Here is a 21,546-nt window from a genome sequence, read left to right as displayed (position 1 = left end):
TTGTGTGTCATAAATATTGTTCCTAGTGTAGAATTGCTCTTGTTTTCCTTTTTTCCTTTTCCCTTTTTTTCTTTTTCTTTTTCTTTTTTTTCTTTTGTTTTATCAAGCCAAACTCTTCATAACTTCAGGCATATTATAGCCAACCTTCGCACCAGACCACAATTGATTAACCTCTCTTTTATAGTTAGCCACACCTTCGGTATCAGCAAAGGAATCAAAGGATGACATGTATTCAACTAACTTACTGATTTGTGCCTTGTCTAAATAGTGATAGCGGTCGTTGTTGGTGTCAATGCTGATGCAGATTTTTGCGCTTTCATTGCTGTTGCTATTGGCAAAATAGTCTTCAATTAACACGCTGCCTTCTTGGTTGCGGTATTGTTTGGCGATGTCAACGCCAGTGTTGTCGCTTTGGTAATCGCTGTCGGCTTTGTTGGGTTTTATTAACGATCGGTGTTTAATCAAAAGGTTGTTGTTGCTTTTGTAATACATGGTGTCTTGATAACTGTCTAAATCAAAAGCGATGTAATCGTCTTTATCGGTGATGATTGTGCTAAAGATGTTGTCGTTGCCAACGATGAATATATCGGCGCCTGTGCCACCAGTAACTTTGTTTTCTGTGCCGCCTAAATACAATAAGTCATCACCTGATCCTGCGTCAATCTTGTTGTCGCTTGAGTTTTTGTGCATATATAAAGAATCATCGCCGGCGTTTGCCATAATAGAAGACTGATGGCTGGCGACTTCTAGTTCGTCGTTGCCATCGCGTAGATAAACGATGTTTTTGTTGCCAAATACTTTGCCGTGGTCATTACCTTTGCCTAAGTCCATGACATTGTGAGCACCGATTAAAATACCGATGTCATCGCCAGTGTGACCGTGAATTTTGCCATAATTGCCAGTGGATACTAGATAGTCATCGCCTTCGTTGCCGGTGATATAGGCGCCCTCTCCAAATGCCCAAAGTTGGTCTCTGCCGGTACCGCCAAACAAAGTGTTGTAGCGACCTGAGGCAACGCCAATGTCATCGCCTTCGCCACCAATAAACATGTGGTTTTGTCCGACATACACGGCGCTGTCATCGCCTTGGTTGCCGCTGATGGTGTTGCCTTCGCCAATGACATAGGCGACATCATCGCCTTTGCCACCCCAGACATTGTTGTTGGTGCCCATGAGTGCAAATAGGTCTTTGCCGTCGCCACCCCATGCGAAGTTTTGGGCACCTATGTTGAAGAACAAATCGCCGTCATTGGACATAAAGCCAATGTCGGAGAAAAGCTCAAGTGCTTTGTCTTTTATGTTGGCAGAGTCTGTGGAGATGCTGCTGGATAGGGTTTCTGCCAGTTCTGGTAAACTGCTTAGGGTTTTGATTAGATTGGGTGTGAACATATTAAACAATGAGGGGAGTTTGAGACCGCTAAAGCCGAAGGCTTTGTTGCTTTTGTTCTTTTTGGATTCGCTGTCGTTGTCTCCTGTGTTTGTGTTGTTGTCTTTGTCTTTGTTGTTTTCATTGTTATCATTGTTATTATCGTCGTCGTTATTGTCATCATCATCGTCCTTATCTTTGTCTTTAATGCCTAATGCATCTAAAGTGTTTTCACCCATGTCTTTGAACGATTCTCCTCCAGCGACTAATGCCTTAACAATGCGTTCTGGTTCAGATAAGGCGGTAATGGAGTTGCTAAAGGTGTCGGATACGGTGCCTAGGAGTTCTTTTAATAAATTTGATAGGGATAAATCGGGGGTGTTGGCTACGGCTTTGTAGATGTGACCGAAGTTGGTGTATTTGTAACCCAGTATGTCGCCGAAGGTGATGTCTTTTGCTTGGGATGCCATTCCGTTGAGAATGCCGTTAATCAGTTTGGTTTTGACATTGCTGGGGGTGTAAGTAAAGGTGGTTTTGGGTTGGCCGTCTAAGGTGTAGCCTTGTTGCATGATGCCGAACAAGGAGGCGACGGTGGTGTCTAAAACAGAGGAGAAGGTATCGCCGAACATAAAACTAAAATTGCCGTTGCCAATGAGGATGTCGGAGCCTTGTCCGCCGATTGTGAGGTTTAAACTAAAGTTGCTGATGTGTTCTTTGAAGTTTTGCTTTGCTTGTTGGCGTTTGCTTTCACGCTGCATAAAGTTATTGGCTTGTTTGTTGAGTGCCATTTCTATGTCGTATTTTAACCCTCGGTCAGAGACTGCGTTTTGACCGCCACTGATTAAGATTTTCTCATAGTTGGTGTCGCTGGTTCTGTCTAAGGAACTCATGCTGGTGGCAAACTTCTTGGTTTTCTTCCAACTCCATAAGGCGTTTTGTCCAGAGTTGCTTATGTCTGCCATACCTTGTAAAGAGCCTAAGATATTGGCAGAGCCGTCAAAAGGATTGACAAATGGAATCATGGGGAAGGAAGGGTCGGTGGCAATGATTAGGTCGTTTCTAACGCCGTGGTTGACCACGACATTTTTAGTGCCTATTAAGATTTGCACACCTTCTAATGCACGATAGCCCCCTATTTCAACAAAACGACTGCTGTCGCCTATATCGCCGATGCTGACTAAAACATTGTTGCTGCCGTACATCAGTGTGTGGTGTGCGCCGTTGCCGACTTTGACATCTACATTGGTAGAGCCACCGAAGAGAGAGGCGTGGTCGCCACCGCCGATATCGATTTGCACATTGAGAGCGGGGGCGGACATACCGCCTGTTTTGGTGTTTTCATTGTCGTTATTGGCAGGGGCGTTGCCATTGGGCAATCTTCTGAGTTTATTTTGGTTAACGGAATTGGCAAAATCAGTTTGGCGTTTGTCGATATCGTCTAGTTTTTGTTTGGTTGTTTCTGTTTCCGATTCTGATTGCCCTTGCCCTTGCCCTTGAGCGTGCTTGTCGCTTGTTTCTTGATTTTCTGCACCTTGTGTGTTTTTGTCATTATCCAAGTCTTCGTTTAAGCGTCTGCCATTGTATTTAATCAAAGTGCCTTCGTCGTTATACACTCTGCTAACCACAGCGCCAGTTGCGCCAAGACTGTAAACGGTTTTGGCAGCACTGTCTTTGTGCATCCAATTGCCTGCACCTGTGTTTGAAGTTAGTTTTCTGCCGTTTTCATCAACAGCAACATAACTGCTTCTAACAGCAACAGGGGCTTTGATGTTTGATTGACTGAGTTTTTCGACCATTCTTCTGCCGTATTGACTGTCGTTATTGTCAGTAGGATTGTCTGATTCCATATTACAACCAACGATGCTAATGCGTTGTATGTCTGCATTGCCTGCCAAGGCTCGATTGAGTTCGGTAATATTTGCACTTAATTCATCGGCAGTTCTGCCACCCATGGTTTGTGCGCCGCCCTTCTCTCTGCCATAACCCACAGCCACCATTTTGACTTTGCCGGTAATATCCTCAAGATCAAGGCCGTAAACCACTTGATGGGTGCCGTCTTTTTGCATTTGCACAATGGTGGTTTGTGCGGGGTGTTTAGAGGCGAGTCTAAAGGTACTGTCTCTAACATTGCCATCGGCTTCGGTTTGAATGAGGACTTGGTGGTCGTGGTTGGCTAGGCTGGGTTGGGGTTTTTGGGCTTCTGTGGTTAGTTTGTTGATTTGTTCTTGGCTTAAGTCAGCCCAGTTGTGGAGGGGGGTGTCTTGGTGGGGGGTGGTTTCGGCTAGGTGATGAAGATTGTGCAGAGATATGTCGGAATCTCCAGGGAAGATTGATAGCCACGGTTTAATGTCGTTACTTTCTAGTGTTGACTGTGACCGTACACTGATTCCAACTTTATATTTATCACATAATGTTTTAATCAGTTCCTTGTAATGATTGAAATCTGTGCCTTCAAGTACATCGATGTTTATATTGCGCACAGGTTGTTGAGTGACTTCCGATACAAGTGTTAAGTTTTTTAAAATTTCTTCTATTGTGAGAATATCTCTCGTCCTGTGGAGGATCTTTATTTCAACGCCAGAATCAAATGTATTATCCTTATATCTTAAGTATTGCATCTTTGTATCTGTCTTTTCTGATAATTCTATAACATTTTCTGGCATTGTGGGATCCATATCAAATATTGAATGCCCTTTAATAATGCTTACTTCAGAGCTTCTATCACGAGTAGCCATTGTTATTTGACTATCCCCAGGATCCGAGTACATCAAAATACTTGCACCAAAGTCTTTACCAAGATTATCCAAAATTTGCCCCTGCTTCAATGTATCGTGCTCAGAAAGCCAACTATTGCCTTTTTGTGTTTTGATGCTAATATGTGCCATTGAGGCACCTGGAGGCAGATCTCCTTTAAACTGATGTAACATTTTTTGAGTTTCATCGAAGTTCCCAGCTTTGACATGAATTTTTAAGTTGCCTTGCAATTCATTAATGTGCTTATCACCATAAGTGCGTTCTATTTTTGGCGCCCCATCTTTATCAACAGAAAGAACAACATCGTAATGCTCATCTGTGTAAGAGTCGACAAGAACTATGTCGCCTTTTTCATTGAAAGCATAAGTTTTTTTGAGTTCGCTTGAACGATATTCTCCAAGTGAGTCTGATTCTGGCTGAATCACCAGTCTCCTACCATTGATCCAACTGATTACTACATCTAATCTAACGCTTACTTTGGTGTTATTTACCCCCTCTTTTTGTAGAACAGGTAAAAGTTTTTTTGCATATTCACCTCCTAAGCAACAAGCAGCTAAACTGATTTTTTTCACCCTAGAACCAGCGCCAACAGCCTGATTTAATACGCCGACATGTCTAGCGACTTCCTCAATGCTTCTATTGGAAACTCCATTTGAAGAGCCATGCCCATTAATGATAATCTTGAGGTCTCCTTTTGGTATTTTATCTAATTTAGGGCCATATATAACCGTATAATTACTGTCTTTGTCCATATGGATAATAGTTGTATTATGTGGGTATTTTTCTGCTTCTCTTCCTTCAATTCGTGACAAAGTCGCATCATTTTCTATTGTTACAATAATTTGATGCTCATATCCTACAATTGGATTTACACCGTCCATCCTTATTTTGGTTTGAGGCCAATCTTTAACTGTAGTTTGAAATCTTTCGGCTGTTTGAATTTGCTCCTTTACAACCAAACTATCTTGTTTAGCCCATTTACAAATTTCAGGGTCATCACCCTTTGAAAGCGCTAAAAACTGATTGTAAATACCATTCAATTCTTTAATCTTTTTATCAACTTCCAATGCTTGGGCTTTCTCGATTTGTTCATATAGAGGTGATACGAACTCTGTGTACTCCTTTCGTTCTTCTTTCTCTTCGGCTCTGGAGGTAAAATCTGTTAAAGAAGAATATATTCTGTTCAATTCTGTTGAAATTTCTGAACCTCGGTTCTTTTCCAAATGTGCAATGAAATCTGACCTAACTCGCTCTAACTCAGCAAAAGAGGTTTCCAAACCATTTCTTTGCACTTCACGCAAAACATTAAGAGTGTCAGTCAAGATGTTGTAATGTTTACTTTGTTTACTAGATTGGAATTTTTTACTTTCAAGCAGCTTTTCTAACCTTTGTATTTCTTCATTGAGATCGTTCAATGGGTTTGTCAATACATTGGCAGTGGTTTTAACATTTTTAGTTTCTGAGGTAATGTTATTGTTCTCACTGTCCCAGCTGTAAATAGTTTTCTGACCACCTGTGCGCATGATTTTTCTACCATTGACATCCACTTCTATGTCTGCTGTTCTACCTGTTACCTCTACATTGGTTGCACCCCTGCCATTGTCGTATAATTTCTCTGCGACCAGTCTTGTAAAAGAAGTGGAGTCAAATGAAGCGCCATTTAAAATTGGTGATTTGTCTGTCTCACAACCAACTAAGGCAATACGACCTTCTTCTGTTTGCTTTATGTTAAGTTTTGTTTGTAAGTTTTTGATATGATCAGATAACTCATTAACACCCATTTCCCTCATTGACGATCCATGGGCTACTACATTGATGCGATATTTACCATCAACATTAACATTAACTTCATTGCCATTTACATTATAAATCTTAATATCGCCATTTTCTATTTTAGCAATATAACTATTTTCTGGATGTTTGTTGGCTAAAGCATTGGTGGCATTTTTGACTATGTCATCATTATTTTCTAACTGAAATATGATGTTGGTTTTGTATTGCGAGTCGCTGCCTTCACTTTGTAAAAGATTAGCCTCCTTTTTATTGCTATCCCAAATATAAACTATTTCGGTGTCGCTTGTTGGCGTGGCCTTGGTGTCATCAGGATTGTTTTTTATTTGCGTTTTTTTACTAGCAACTTCCACATTTTCAAGTGTCGGGGTGTCCTTGTAAATTGTTTCAGCAAAGGCTTTGGTTAGAGGTTGGTTAACATTATCGGTATCACAACTCACCAAAGCAATGCGTTCAATGTTGGTTGTGTGTCCATAAGTTTGTTGGAGTATTTTGACTTTATCTGCTAAGGCTTGTGCGCCCTCTTGGGTGAAATTAACACCACGATCAACAAAACTAAGGTGTACATTGCCTTTAGGGGTATAAAATTCTTCTGCTGGTGTAACCAGTTTGCCGTCAGCATCAAAATGAACAATAATGCTGTTATCAGGATGTTTATTCGCAAGGTCTTGAGCAGCCTTAATTGCGACTTCGCTATCGCCGTTTTGAACGATAATATTGGTTTGGTAATTGCTGAAATTTTCTACAGGCCTACAGCGAAAAATCATATCATCAGATACATTGGGCATATCTTGCACTAAAGAAAGCATATCAGACTGACTAGGGGGAAGAATGTCTTTATCGGTCATCACTTCGATTCTATCAATTGGTTGAGGGTTGTTTGGTTGATACAATACAGTGGGTTTAACAGGTGTGTTTTCAAGGTTGTAACTGACAATAGCAAGGTCTTGTTGTTTTTTTGCTTTATTTATTAATTTTTCTTTAAGTTCTGGATCTTTTTTTAGCAATTCTTCATCAACAAAAACAGCATGCATTTTATTGTTTTCATTGAATTTTTTAAGGAAAATTGTTGCTTTTTCATTTAACTCTCTAAGCCCCTTCATATTCGCTCTTCTTATGGCTTGATGGACACGAGTATCAGGCCGATCTATTGGCGAGTTAACGGATCCTGGGTCGAAAACATAAAGCTGACCATCTTCGCCCATTAGCATTTGAAGATCGGCAATATATAGATCTGGATTTTGTTCAAACTTGTCCAATAAGCTTCGAATATCATCCAGAGTTCTTTTTGTTATATCTTCGTTTTGCATTAAATCAAGTATATCCGCTCTAACAACACTCGCATCAGGAATGCGTTCAACCAAAATCCCATGGTGCTTTTGATGATCCTGATCGGTCATAACAATGGTTTTATAGTATTTTGGTGTCTTAATGCCAAGTTCTCGAATTTTATTAACCCAGGCAACTTCATTTTCTAGATTTTTGATTCTCATTGGTTTTTCAGCGTTTAATTGCAAGAACAATAGATTGGGGTGGTCTTTTAGGGTGTAAGCAGTTTTCATGGAGCCATTGTCAGCTTTTTTGTCTATATCGTTATGACTCAATGAATCGGGTATATCTTCAGGCAGCGTAGTATCACCCAATCCTAATCTTAAGTTTGCTAAAACTTCACCAACATTCGCAGAGCTTTCTGTCATCCAGGCAGCCCTATTATTTCCATAATCCCAACTATGAATGATTTTTTTGTTGTCATCACTCATCGTTTTAGAGCCATCTGTATTAATTTGCATATCGCTTAATCTGCCGGTAACACTGGCGCCTCTTAGGTGTTCTCGTGTATAAAGCTGTTCGGCATAACGCTTGCTAAGGTCTCCGTTGTTACAACCTACTAGAGCAGCACGATTTAAATAGGCGTGGCTATCCACTGAATCTATCTTGTAGCGTTGCACTATTTCATCCGTGTAATTTGCTAATTTTTCAGCACCAACCTTTTCCAATTCTTCTGGATGTCCAACAATATTGATTCGTACACTCGAATCAGGTATGAATTTCTGGCCGTCTGGAAAAACCAATTCACCTTGTTCGTTAAGTGTCACAACAATGCTATTTTCAGGGTGTTTTCCACGCAATGATTCAACAGCATTCCTGGTAATTTCATCTTTGCCAATTGACACGATAATGTTGTGTTTATTTTTGCCATTGCTTTTAAGGTTTAAGGCTTCATATCCTTCAAGGGTGTTTGTACGAAAAGCTGAATTTTTACTTTGTCTCCAGCCTTGTTCCTTAGCAAAATTAAGGCAATCTTTTTTCAAATCAACACTTTGGGTTTCAGTGTCACGGGCAATGACTTCAACGGTATTAAAAGTCAATCTTTGACTGTGCCTTGGGCGATGGACAATCTTTTTCTGACCTGTAACAACATCATAAGTAACAATGATTTTATTTTTATCTTTCTGTGCATCGCTTAGCATTTGTTGTTTTAGTGCATCATCAGGTGACTCCCAAAGTTGTTTGTCAACATAGGTAATATGATTGAGTGTTTTGTCGGTAAAGCGTTTGTGGCGCTGTAAAACACATTGTTCAAATGCCTGTAAAGCATCTAACTGATCCACATGATTATTATTGCCGCTGCTATTGGTGCTGACATCAAGTGGATCCATAATGTAGAATTGACCATCTTCAGCAATAAGCCCTTGAAAGTCTAACACATATAAATTGGGGTTCGCTGCAAATATTTTTTGCAAATGCTTGATATCTTTTAAGGTTTGATTGTTGCTATTATTAAACCTTTCTGTATAAAATGGGCTTGTTAATAACATTCTAGCTTTGTAAGGCAACCTTACCTCATGTGCACCTTTAATTTTTTGCACAACCAAACCATTTTGCACAACCGGACTGCGTCCCTTGGTATTAGATCTATTTACAAATGTGATTTGCTTATAACGCTTAGGTGTTTTTATACCAAGAGAATCTAGCTGAGCTAACAACTTTATTTCGTCTTCAATAATGGTGGCTGGACTCTGTTGTTTCAATAACAAAACCAATAAATCAGGTTGATTTTTCAAATCGTGGGCAGTTTTATATACACCCGATCCAATAAAATTTTCTATGTCTATTTCTCTATTGGTTAATGTGTCTGGGATGCTATCTATATCAATAGTGTCAGATGAGCCTTCGGAATCTGCACCACCCAGTTTCAACCCACTCAACACCTCAGCCACCCGCTTAGACTCTTCAGTTTGCTGGGTAACGATATCCAAATCAGCATTCCACTGATAAATCATCTTTTCACCCCCCACAACCATGGTCTTGGTGCCGTCTGGGTTGATTTGTATATCTCCATGTCTGCCGGTTATTTCGGCACTTTTTAGTGCGGGGGTGTTGTTATAAATGGTCTTGGCGAAGTTGCGGGTGAGGTCTTGGTTGGCGCCGTCGGTGCTGCATCCTACTAGGGCGATGCGTTTGATGTTGGTGCTGGTGTTGCTGTAGGTTTGGTGGAGTGTTTGGGCTTTGTTTGCGAGTGATTGTGCGCCTTCTTGGCTTAGGTTGGTGCCGTGGTCGACAAAGTTAATGCGGGTGTCGCCTGTGGGGGTGTAGGGGGCGCCTTTGAGGGTGATGAGGTTGCCGTTTTGGTCGAATTTGACGAGGATGCTGGTGGTGGGGTGTTTGTTGAATAAGGCGTTGGCTGCTTCGATGACGGTGGGGTCGTTGCTGTTTTGGACGATGATGTTGCTTTGGTATTTGGATGTTTTTTGGGTGGATTGGGGGTTGGGCTGGGTACTGGGCTGGGTATTGGGTTGGGTGCTGGGTTGGGTGTTGGGGGTTGTTGGGGTTGGGGTGAAGGGTAGGCCTCTTTTTGCGAAACTGTGTCTGGTGAGCCAGTTTGCGTGGAGTCTGGTGTTGGCTCTGTTGGTGGTGATGGCTTGTTGTAGTTGGGCGACGATGGCTTGGGTGTCGATGTCGTCGTCGGGGTCGTCGTCGGTGTTGACGGTGTAGGTGTTGTTGAGGGTGTCTTCAACTAGGGTGTTGATGGATTTGCCGTTGGCGATGATGTGGTATTCTATGCGGGTTACTTCGATGTCGTTTTCTTGGCCGTAGAGGTATTCTATTTGGTTGGTGGTGGTGTTGTAGTAGATGACAATGTCGTGTTTTGTTTTGAGTTGCATTGCTAGGTCAACATTTGCGTTGGATAGGCCGGTGATGATAAAGATTTGAGGTGCTTGGGAGGAGGGTAAGTTTTGGGAGGAGGGTAAGTTTTGGAAGAAGTGGTGATTGATTGTGGGTTTGAACCATTTTTGTGCTGTTTGGGTGTTTTGTTCTTCTTGGGTGTTTTGGGGGTTGTTGGGGTTATTGGGATTGTTGGGGTTGTTGTTATTGGTGGAGGTGCCTGTTCTAGAGTTGTTGTTAAGTTGGTAATTGCCAGAGGTTTGGTCGAAGGTGTCGTTGTCGCCTAGAGGGTTGGTTGTTGAGGTGGACATTTTGGCTTTTATTGAGAGTGAGGATTTGTTGTCGTCAAACATTTGGATGTTGGATATTTGGGCGCCGATGTCGTGTAAGGCGCTGTTTGAGAACAGTTTGGTGTTGGCGCTTAAGATTTGGCTTGAGGTGTAGAGTAAGGTGCCTTTGGTTGCTTGGTCGTTGGCTTTGATGAGGTAGTAGTTTATGGTTGTGTTGTCTCGTTCTATTTTTAGATAATCGCCTGCTGAGTAGAGGTATTGGTCGGTGGGGAATTCTTTGACGCATTGGTTGTTTTCGTAGACGGCGTTGATGTTGCCGGTGTTGTTGATGTGGATGGCAAAACTTGTTGTTGGGTTGTTGTTGTCGTTATTATTGTTGTTGCTGTCGCTGTTGTTGTTGGTAGACAATCCAACCATTAGGGCTTTGTTGTTGCTGCCTATTTTGACGATAACGCTGCCATTGTCTGTAAAGCCTTTGGCGGAGGTGATGTTGGTGTTCCAGCCGGTGTTGGCGGTTTTTTCGTAGAGGTTGCCGGTGTGGATTATGTTGTTGCTATTGTTATTGTTATTGGTGTTGTCGTTGGTGCTGGTGTTGCTGTTGTTAATGTTAAAGTTGGTGTCAAGGGGGATGTTGGCGAGTTCTATGGAGCGGGTGATGTTGCTGAAGTTGATGTTGTTGCCGTGTGTGTCTTTGACATTGATGAGAATGATGTCGTTTTTGTTGTCGATGTCAAAATCTTTGGCGTTGATTTGGTCGTTGATTGTAACGGTGTGGGTGAACTCTAATGTGTCGGTGATTGTGCCGTTGGCGCCTGTGAGGAAGAAGGCTTTGTTGGCGATAATAATTTTGTTGCTGCCAACTTTGGCGAGGGTAACGGCTTCGTCTAGGGTTAGGGTTACTTTGATTTCATCGCCAACATTGAATTCGCCGTTGCTGTCGGCAACATCTCTGTTGATGTGCCAAGCGTTGTTTTTTAGGGGTTCTGGGGCGCCGGAATCGATGGATAGGTTTGAGTTTTTGCCAAAGATTTCAATTTCACGGAAGTTTTGTGCATCGCCGCTAAAGGTGAGTTTGACTTGGTCGAAGATAACATAGGTTGCGGGGGTGATGGTGACAATGTTGCCGGCATTGCTGATGGTGCGGCTGAGTACCACGACGCCGTCTTTGAGGAATTCAACGACTGAGCCGTTGATTCTGTTGGTGAAACTTTCGCGGTTGTAGAGTTTAAAACTGCCGTTGCTGTAGTTGGCTGCGCCAAAATCAAACAAAATGTGTTTGCCGTCGGCATACATGGGGTGTGTGGCATAATCTAGGGCACCGCTTGCACTGGTGTTGCCATCGGTCATGCGTTGAATGTTGGTGGCGGCGTCATCGGTGTACCAACTGCTAACATTGGTGCTGATGGTTGCCAATCCTTGTTTGCTGAGGCTTAGGTTTTGTATGTTGGGGATGATGTCTATGCTGTTGGGAACCTTGTTAAGGTTGATGTTGTTGCCGTCTGTGTCTTTGATGTCGATTAGGACAATGTCGTTGTTTTTGTTGTTAATGTGAAAGGCGGTATCAATTTTGTCGTTGACTTGAACGGTGTAAGCGAACTCTAGGATGTTGGTGATTTTGCCGTTGACGCCTGTTAAGAGGAATTCTTTGCCGGCAATGATGACTTTGTTCTTGCCGACATTGGCGAGGGTGATGCGTTTATCTAGAGTTAGGGTTACTTTGATTTGGTCGCCGAGGGTGAAGACGCCTTTGCTTATGTTTTTGCTTTTTTTGGTGTTGTTGTCGTTGTCGCTGTTGTTGGGTATGCTGTTGGTGTGCCAGGCGTTTGTGATGGGTTTGGGGGCGTGTACATCGATGGAAAGTGCTGAATAGTTGCCGCTAAATATTTGCATTTCTGACAATGTGGCGCCGACATCGTGGAAGGCGCTGTCTAAGAACAATTGGGTGTTGGCATTTGAGGTTTTTTTGGAGGTGTAAAGTAAAGTGCCTTTGGCAAGGGGGCCGTCGGCGGCTTTGATGTGGTAATACTTTATGCTGGTGCCTGAGCGAACGACTTTCATGTAGTCGCCTTTGGCGTAGGTTACGCCTGTGCAGTATATGCGTTCGCTGGATTCATAGACGATAAGTGTCTTGTTGGTGCCGGGGTCGGCGTATAGGGCGTAATCTAGGCTGTCGTAAGAATTGTTGCTGTTGTTGCTTGATAGGCCGAGCATTACTTTTTTGTTGGATGCGCCAATTTTGGCGATGACATAGCCGTCGTTAACAAAACCTTTGGTGGAGGCGACATCGGCATTCCAGTTGGCGTTGGCGGTTTTTTTGTAAACGCCGTTGATGTGGGTTATTCTATTATTACCGCCAATGACAAAGTCGGTGTTAAGGGATGCATTGGCGAGTGAGACGGCGCCGGTAATACTGCTGAAGTTGATGTTGTTACCGTCGGTGTCTTTGATGTCATTTAGGACAATGTCTTTTTTACTGTTGATGTTAAAATCTTCGGCGTTGATGTTGTCATTGGCTTGTACGGTGTAAGTGAATGTTAGGGTCTTGGTGGTATCACCGTTGGTGCCTGTTAAGAAGAAGTCTTTGTTGGCGATGGTGATTTTGTTGCTGTCAACTTTGGCGAGGGTAACGGCTTCGTCTAAGCGTAAGGTTACTTTGATTTCATTGCCAACGGTAAAGGCGCCACCGCTATCGGCAATGTCTCTATTGATACGCCAAGCGTTATGTTTTAGGGGCTCTGGGGCGCCAGCGTCTATTGATAGGCTGGCGTTTTTGCCAAAGATTTCAACTTCACGGAAGTTTTGTAAATCGCCACTAAAGGTGAGTTTGACTTGATCAAAGACAATGTCACTGCTGGGGGTGATTTCAATAACATTGCCAGCATCGTTGATGGTGCGGATGGAAACCACGACGCCGTCTTTGAGGAACTCAACGACTGAGCCGTTGATTCTACTGGTTAGGATTTTGCGGTTATACAACTTAAAACTGCCGTTGTTGTAATTAACCCCTTTAAAATCAAATAAGATGTGTTTGCCATCGGCATTTTTTGGATGTGTGGCATAATCTAGTGCACCGTTTGCACGGGTGTTGCCATCGGTCATGCGTTGAATGTTGCTGTTGGTGTTGTTGGCATACCAGCGGGTGATGTTGGTGGTGATTGTTGCCAGTCCTTTGTTGTTAAGGGCAAGGTTTTGGCTGTTGGGGGTGATGTCTATGCCGTTAGAGAGGTTGCCAAAGTCGATGCTGTTGCCGTCTGTGTCTTTGATGTCGGTTAAGACAATGTCGTCTTTGTTGTCAATTAAAAAGGCGCTGTTGATTTTGTCGTTAAGTTGAACGGTGTAAGCAAACTCTAAGGTTTTGGTAACGGTGCCATTGGTGCCGGTTAAGAGGAATTCTTTGCCAGCAATAATGATTTTGTTACTGCCAACTTTGGCTAAGGTAACGGCTTCATCGATGTTTAGGGTTATTTTAATTTCATTGCCAAGGGCAAAAGCACCTTGGTCGTTAACAGTACCACTGATGTGCCAAGCGTCCTTGGTGGGTTTGGGGGCGTAAACATCCACTGAAAATGCCACATGACTGCCACTAAATATTTGCATGTTTGATAATTTGGCACCTGCACCATAAAGAGAACTGTCTAAAAACAATTGGGTGTTGGCATTTGAGGTGTTGTTTGAAGTGTAGAGTAAGGTGCCTTTGGCAAGTGCGCCGTCAGCTGCCTTAATGTGGTAGTACTTGATGGTGCTGCCTGATCTGGCGATTTTTATATAGTCGCCAACGGCATAACTCACTTGTGTGTCTTTTTTGTAATGACCTTTTTCATAGATTAAAAAGGTATTGTCGGACACATACAAAGCATAATCCATATTATGGGTGCTGTTGTTGGTATTGACACTTGAGAGCCCTACTCTCATGTGTTTGCCAAGGGAGCCAATCTTGGCGATGGCATAGCCATCATTGGTAAAGCCTTTGGCGGAAGTGACATTGGTGTTCCAATTGCTTGCAAGGATTTTTTCATACACGCCATCTGTGTGTGTTATGGTGCTCAAGTTAGGCAAAACAAATGAATGAAAACTGGCAATAAGAGGTTTGGTGTTAATAACAAGGTCGGTGTCAATCAATTTGTTGCTCAGTCCAACAGGGCTGGTGGCATTGCTCATATCCACTGAATTGCCTTTGTCATCTACCACGCCTGTTAAAAGAACATCGTAACGCATACTGGTGGCAATCAGTTTGTCGTTGGCTTGAATGGTGTAGGTAAAATCTAAGGTATTGGTAACGGTGCCGTTGGTACCTGTTAAAAGGAATTCTTTGCCGGCAACCACGATTTTATTGCGACCGACATTGGCAAGGGTAACGCGTTTGTCTAAAGTGAGTGTTGCTTTGATGGTATCGCCAATGGTAAAGATGCCTTTGCTGTTGGCGGGTTCGCAGTCTATGTGCCAAGCGTTGGTAGTGGGTTTTGGTGCGTAAACATCGACGGAAAGAGTGGGTTTGTTGCCACTTAATATTTGCATCTCTGATAACTTAGCACCTATGCTGTGAAAGGCACTGTCTAAGAACAATTGGGTGTTGGCATTTGAGGTTTTGCTGGAAGTGTAAAGTAAAGTGCCTTTGGCAAGGAGGCCGTCAGCGGCTTTGATGTGGTAATACCTTATGGTGGTGCCTGAACGAACGACTTTCATATAGTCGCCAATGGCATAAGCAACACCGGTGTCTTTTTTACGATCGCCATTTTCATAGATGACAAACTTACTGCCGATACCGCCATCTGCATACAAAGCATAATCTATGCTGCCGTAAGAATTGTCGGTGTCGTCACTGGAGAGTCCAAGCATCATGCTTTTGCCAAGGGCACCAATTTTGGCGATGACATAGCCGTCGTTAACAAAGCCTTTGGTGGAGGTTACATCGCTGTTCCAGCCGGCATTGGTGGTTTTTTCATAAACGCCGTTGGTTAAGGTGATGCGTTTATCACTGCTGATGGTTAGGTTGTTGTCAAGTGAGGTGTTAGACAGTTTGACGGGGGTGGTGTAGGTGATGCTGTCAAAATTAATGTTGTTGCCGTCGCTGTCTGTGACATTGTTGAGAATAATGTCGTTTTTGTTGCTGATGTTAAAGTACTGAGCGTCAATTTTGTCGTTGATTTGAACGGTGTAAGTGAATACCAGTGTGTTGGTAACGGTGCCATTTTCACCGGTTAATAAGAAGGCTTTGCCAGCAATCATAATTTTGTTGCTGCCAACCTTGGCTAAGGTTACGGCTTCGTCTATGGTGAGGGTTAATTTGATTTTATCGCCGAGGGTGAAGACGCCGTTGTTATCGGCGGTTGTGGTGTCTATTTGCCATGCGTTGGTGCTGATGGGTTTGGGTGCGTAGACATCTACTGAGAATGGCAGATGATTGTTGCTGAATATTTGCATTGCTGACAATTTGGCACCTACGCTGAGAAAGGCGCTGTCTAAGAACAATTGGGTGTTGGCATTTGAGGTTTTTTTGGAGGTGTAAAGTAAAGTGCCTTTGGCAAGGGGGCCGTCGGCGGCTTTGATGTGGTAATACTTTATGCTGGTGCCTGAACGAACGACTTTCATATAGTCGCCAATGGCATAAGCAACACCGGTGTCTTTTTTACGATCGCCATTTTCATAGATGACAAACTTACTGCCGATACCGCCATCTGCATACAAAGCATAATCTATGCTGCCATAAGAATTGTCGGTGTCGTCACTGGAGAGTCCAAGCATCATGCTTTTGCCAAGGGCGCCAATTTTGGCGATGACATAGCCGTCGTTAACAAAGCCTTTGGCAGAGGTAACATCGGCATTCCAGCCAGCGCCAGAGGTTTTTTCATAAGTGTCGTTGGTGCGGGTTATTCTGTTGCCACCGCCGATATCAAAATTGGTGTCAAGTGATGTTTTGGAGAATTGTATGGGGCTGGTAATACTGCTGAAGTCGATGTTGTTGCCGTCTGTGTCTTTAACATCAGTTAGGGTGATGTCGTATTGGTTATCGATATTAAAGTCTTTGGTGCCTATTGTGTCGTTTGCTTGAATGGTATAGACAAATTCTAGGGTGTTGGTGCTGGTGTTGTTTTCACCGGTTAATAAGAAGGCTTTGCCAGCAATCATAATTTTGTTGCTGCCAACTTTGGCTAAGGTAACGGCTTCATTTAAGGTGAGGGTTACTTTGATTTTGTCGCCAATGGTTAGGATGTTGTTTGTGTTGTCTGTGTTACTTGTGTTGTTTGTGTGGCTGGTTTCACCTTTTATGTGCCAAGCATCGGCAATGGGTTTTGGTGCGTGTACATCTATGGTGTATGGGCTTATGTTGCTTAGTCCCTTGACTAGCTTTACATTGGTAAGGGTAAGGTTTTTGTCTTTGATGGAGGTGTCAATGTGTAGTGCTGAGGTGGCGGATATGCCGGTTTGGGTGGCGAGTATGCGGAGGGTGTTGCCGTTGTGGTCGAGGTGGTAATAGCGAATGGTGGTGCCGTGGCGTTCAATCTTAATTTGGTCGCCTGCTTGGTAGCGATAATTTAAATCGGTGTATTTGGTGTTGTTGTTGCGGACATCTTTTATTTTGTTGTTGTGAATAAAAACGGCGTGTTCAATGGTTTTGTAACTGCCATCTGGGTTGTCGGTGGACAGGCCGAGCATCAAGCCTTTTCTGGCAGAGGTGGCGTTTAGGGTAAAAATAGCATAGCCATCGCCGACAAAACTTTCTTGAGAAAAGGCATCGGTATTCCAAGAGGCATCGCTTGATTCTTTGCTAATGGTATAACCTTGGAATGTATTGCCAGATACGCTTAAGTTGCGTTGGTCAAATTTAGTGGCAATGGTGTTGTTGAGTGAGATGGGGTAAATGATGTTGGTAAAAGTAGGCGGATAGCCGTCGTTGTCAGAGATGCCACTGATGATGAGATCGGAGAAGGATTGAATGGCAAAACTTTTGCCTTGGGTAAAGGCATCGTTGATTTGGACGGTGTGTTCAAAGATTAATTGTGTGTTTTTTACTGTGATTTCATCTGGATTGGTAGAGGGGTCGGCAAACCCTTTGTTGGCACAAAGGGAGAAGACCAAGCCGTTGATGATGACCTTGGAGTCGGCAGCGTATTTTGCTTTGCCTTCTTGGTATTTCATGGCTCTGTCCATGGTTAAGGCAATCATGACTTTATCGCCTATTTCAAAAACACTTTTGGTGGCTGGGTGTTGGCTTGTTGGATAGACTTTCATGGCAACTAAGGCAGGTCCTTTTTGCTTGATGGCTTTGCTGCCGATTTCTTGATTTTTTAGATGGGCATCGCCCAAGCGTTGACTGGCGCCTTGTTGTTCCTTTTGTTGGTGTAATTGATTCTTTTGGTTGCGTTGTTTGACATTGTTGAGCTCTTGTTGTGTTTTGCTTTTGCTTTTGTCAATGCCACCTTTGCTGTTTTCAATGTCTTGATTAGCACCGTTTGTTATTTTGTCGGTGTTGCCGAATTGTGTATAACTGTTGTGGTAATCGCTTTGTCCACTTTGGTTTAGTTCGTCGAGTCCGGTGGAATGTGTTTGACTTTGGTTTTGACCTTGTCCTTGTCTTTGGCTTTGAGTTTGAGTTTGAGTTTGAGTTGGTATTAAACTATTGTTGTTATTGTTTAAAAAGGCTGTTACTGTTTGTGCGTCATGATTGGCGTCTTCTTCGTTGACTCGTGTATCGGATTTTAAAGTGTTGACGGTTTGCTTGTCTTTGCTTGATTGGGTGTCTATATCTGAATCTTCGTTGGCGTCTGTGTCTTGGTATTGTGATTGGTCAATGTCTTTATTGGCAGAGTTTACATTTTGGGTGTATTCGGTTTTTGTTTTGGGGGTGGAGTGGCTGGTGCCACGGAGTTTGGTTGTGTCTGCTTCATCGCCGTTGATGACTGTGCCGATGGTTTGGCTGACTAAGACACTTTTGGCGGTTTCTTTTAAGTTAGACAGCATGCCTTGCATTAGGGCTTTCATTTTGGCGGTAACGCTTTGTTTGTTGGTGCGTATTTCAATCATAGCGCCGTAGAAATCGCCGTCGCCGATTTTGACAGTGATGTTGCCTTTGCCTGCGGCTAAGGCGACATTCATACCATCGCCATAGCGTACATTGATGTTGTAATCGCCTTTCATAACAGCGACATTAACACCGTGTCCGACGCGGGTGTTGAGGTTGTATTTGCCAATCAAAGCGTTGACGGCGATGCCATCGCCAACAAGGGTGTTGACATTGAATTTACCGATGGAAAGCCCGACATGGAAGCCGTCGCCGACTTTGGTGGTAATGTTGGCTTTGCCGATGGCAACCATTGCGCTGTGGCCAGAGCCGACTTTGGTTATCAAATTGCCTTCGCCAATGCCAATTTGCAAACTGTCGTTGTCGCCAACTGAGGTGAGTATATTAAGTCGACCGATGCCAGCTTGTATGGTTTGACCGAGACCGACTTTGCTGATGACATTAGCATCGCCAATGCCAACACCTAGCATAGCGCCATTACCGACATGGGTAATGATATTGGCTCGGCCTACAGCAAATGTGACCATACTGCCTTCGTTGTTGCTACCGAGTAATGCAGCGCCAGTGGCTTTGAGTGCGTCAAAGCCTGATTCTAAGAATTTTTGTGGGGCAGAGAAGATGTCTCCTCTTGGGAACAGACGATGTCTTTCTAAAACGGGGTCTGAAACGATAGCGTCAAGTGGGGACACGGTAACGCTGAAGTCTGCCAATGAAGAGATTCGGGTAACGATGTTTGCTTGGCCTATTACTAGGCTAACGGTGTTGCCATCGCTGCTGCCTGCTAAATTAATATGGGTCACAATGTTGGCTTGGCCGATGGCGGCTGTTATTAGATTGCCTGCGCCAATCTTGGTAACAATATTGGCTTCACCAACGGCAAATGCAACTGAGAATCCATTGCCGATATGGGTAAAAATATTACCCCCTCCAATCATGGTTGCTAAGGTGGTGCCATTGCCAACTTTGGTAAAGACATTGGTACATCCGCCTATCATTAAAGCGGCACTAAAGCCGTTGCCAATGTGGGTGAAAACATTGGCAGTGCCTGCAAGCATGATTGCGACTGAGGCGCCGTTGCCAATTTTAGTAAAGATATTGGCTTGTCCCCCTATCATCAATACAGCACTTGGACCATCGCCAATGTGGGTAAAAATATTACCCCCTAATGAAAACATAACTGCCAATGTAGCACCGTTGCCAACTTTGGTGAAAAAGTTAGCGCCTGTGGATATCATTAATGCAGCAGTCATGCCGTTGCCGACATGGGTGAGGACATTGCCAGTGCCAAACATACCGACAATAACATCGCCATCACCGACTTTGGTGGCAATGTTGCCTATGCCTAGCATAAGTAAATAAACATTGCCATTGCCGATGTGGGTAACGACATTGGCAAGACCGAACAACAGGGCTATTATATCGCCATTACCTGATTTGGTAATAACATTGGCGCCGCCAAGCATTCTGGTTTGAATATCGCCATCGCCGATGTGGGTGAGGACATTGCCACCGCCATACATAGATATGTTAATGTCGCCATTGCCGTCTTTGGTAACCACATTCAAACCGCCGAGTAAAGAGCCGCTAATGTCGCCTGTAGAAAAATCAGTGAAGACATTGGCACCAGCCAAAAGATGGAGTATGGAATCTCCAGTGCCCTCTCTGGTGATGATATTGGCACCACCGAACAATTCAGCACTTAAGGTGCCGTGTCCTTTGTAGGTAACAATATTGGCTATGCCAATACCTGTCAAACTTAAATCACCTTTGCTAACATCTACATTGACGATATTGCCTAGAGAGATAAGTATTAAATTTGTATCGCCACGACCGTATCTGTCTATTTTGTTTAAACGGAAGCCGCCGAGTTTTGCTTTTAATTTGCCATCTGTTGACCAAGTAACGATATTGCCACCACCTAAGATGGTTAAATCTCCATTGCCTTTTATACCAGAACGGGTAATAAAGTTACCACCGCCACCGCCTATAAAGGTCATATTGCCATAATCCCCTGTGTGATCAACTTTGTTGATAACGCCAATGCCTTTAAACGAAAGGTTGCCATTGGCAGAATGTTTGACAACATTGGCACCGCCACCGCCAATAAAGTCGGTGTTGCCATATTCGGCTGTATTGATAACATGATTACCTATGCCCACACCTTTGAAGAAGACATTGCCTTTGTATCCGCCTCGTCGTTCTACTTTGTTGTATCCACCAATGCCTCTAAAGTTAATGTTGCCTTGGTGCGTGATATTGGTCACTTTGTTGTAAAAGCCTGCACCTGTGAAAACAATGTTGCCTGAAATGCCTCGTCGTTCTACTTTGTTGTAAGCACCTATGCCACTGAAATAGATATTGCCTTGGTTGGCAGTGTTGGTAACTTTGTTTAACGCACCAGCACCTTTGAAATTAATAGTGCCACGCTCTCCACCTCGTCGTTCCACCACATTCGACATACCGGCACCTGTGAAATCAATATTGCCATACTTGACATCGTTGATCACCCTATTTGAAATACCAATACCTAAAAATGAAATATTACCTGTATTGCCATGACGATACACATCGTTACTTGCCGCTGCACCATCAAAATTAATATTGCCCGATCGACCCGTATGTCGCAAAGTCATTGCTCCAGAAAGACCCGTCACAGACATATTGCCCCAATCGCTTTTATTGATATTCATAAGGCCAGCAGCACCATAAATACTCAAGTCTCCCCAAGTGTCATAAACATCAAGCTTTAAACTGGCAGCATAGACCGTGTCATTCCCCCCATGCATATAAACACCATCCCCCCATACGGCAAAACCAAGCGCAGTTAGTGTGTTATCGCCATCATCTCCAACATAACTGCCGGTTACAAAGTATACAATGCTGTCGACAACGGATCTGAATATGTTTACTACGGAGCCCATGGGAGCCTTGGGTTTGTGGGTGAGTGGTTAGTAGGTGAAGTGTTGTTGTTTGGTGATAAGGAATGACTTTGAATTAAGGTTGGGCTTAAGAAACGACTGAGTGGGTAAAAAGTGGGTTTTTGACGGGGGTTTGTGTTTCTTTTATGAAAAAAGTTATATGTCATAAATTTTATCCTTAGTATGGGTGATATTATTCGTCTTGCTCCTCTTATTTCTAAATTCTTCATAAGCATAAAC

General features: G+C 43.4%; 1 protein-coding gene. It reads right to left on the bottom strand.

What is annotated here, in order from left to right; all coding sequences use genetic code 11:
* Window positions 1–102 precede the first annotated feature (102 nt).
* Window positions 103–21,309 carry a C80 family cysteine peptidase gene (locus MS2017_RS05355; protein ID WP_122951511.1) on the bottom strand — a complete coding sequence of 7,069 codons (21,207 nt, stop codon included), beginning with the start codon at window positions 21,307–21,309 and terminating at the stop codon, window positions 103–105.
* Window positions 21,310–21,546: the final 237 nt, after the last annotated feature.

Origin of the sequence: Bathymodiolus thermophilus thioautotrophic gill symbiont (assembly GCF_003711265.1) — a bacterium.
GTDB lineage: Bacteria > Pseudomonadota > Gammaproteobacteria > PS1 > Pseudothioglobaceae > Thiodubiliella.
Note: the sequence above shows the minus strand (reverse complement) of the source record. Positions and strands in the feature narration are given on the sequence as shown.

Bases quoted from the DNA above. Each gene is read 5' to 3' on its own strand.
- MS2017_RS05355 (WP_122951511.1), bottom strand. From the start codon at position 21,309: ATGGGCTCCGTAGTAAACATATTCAGATCCGTTGTCGACAGCATTGTA.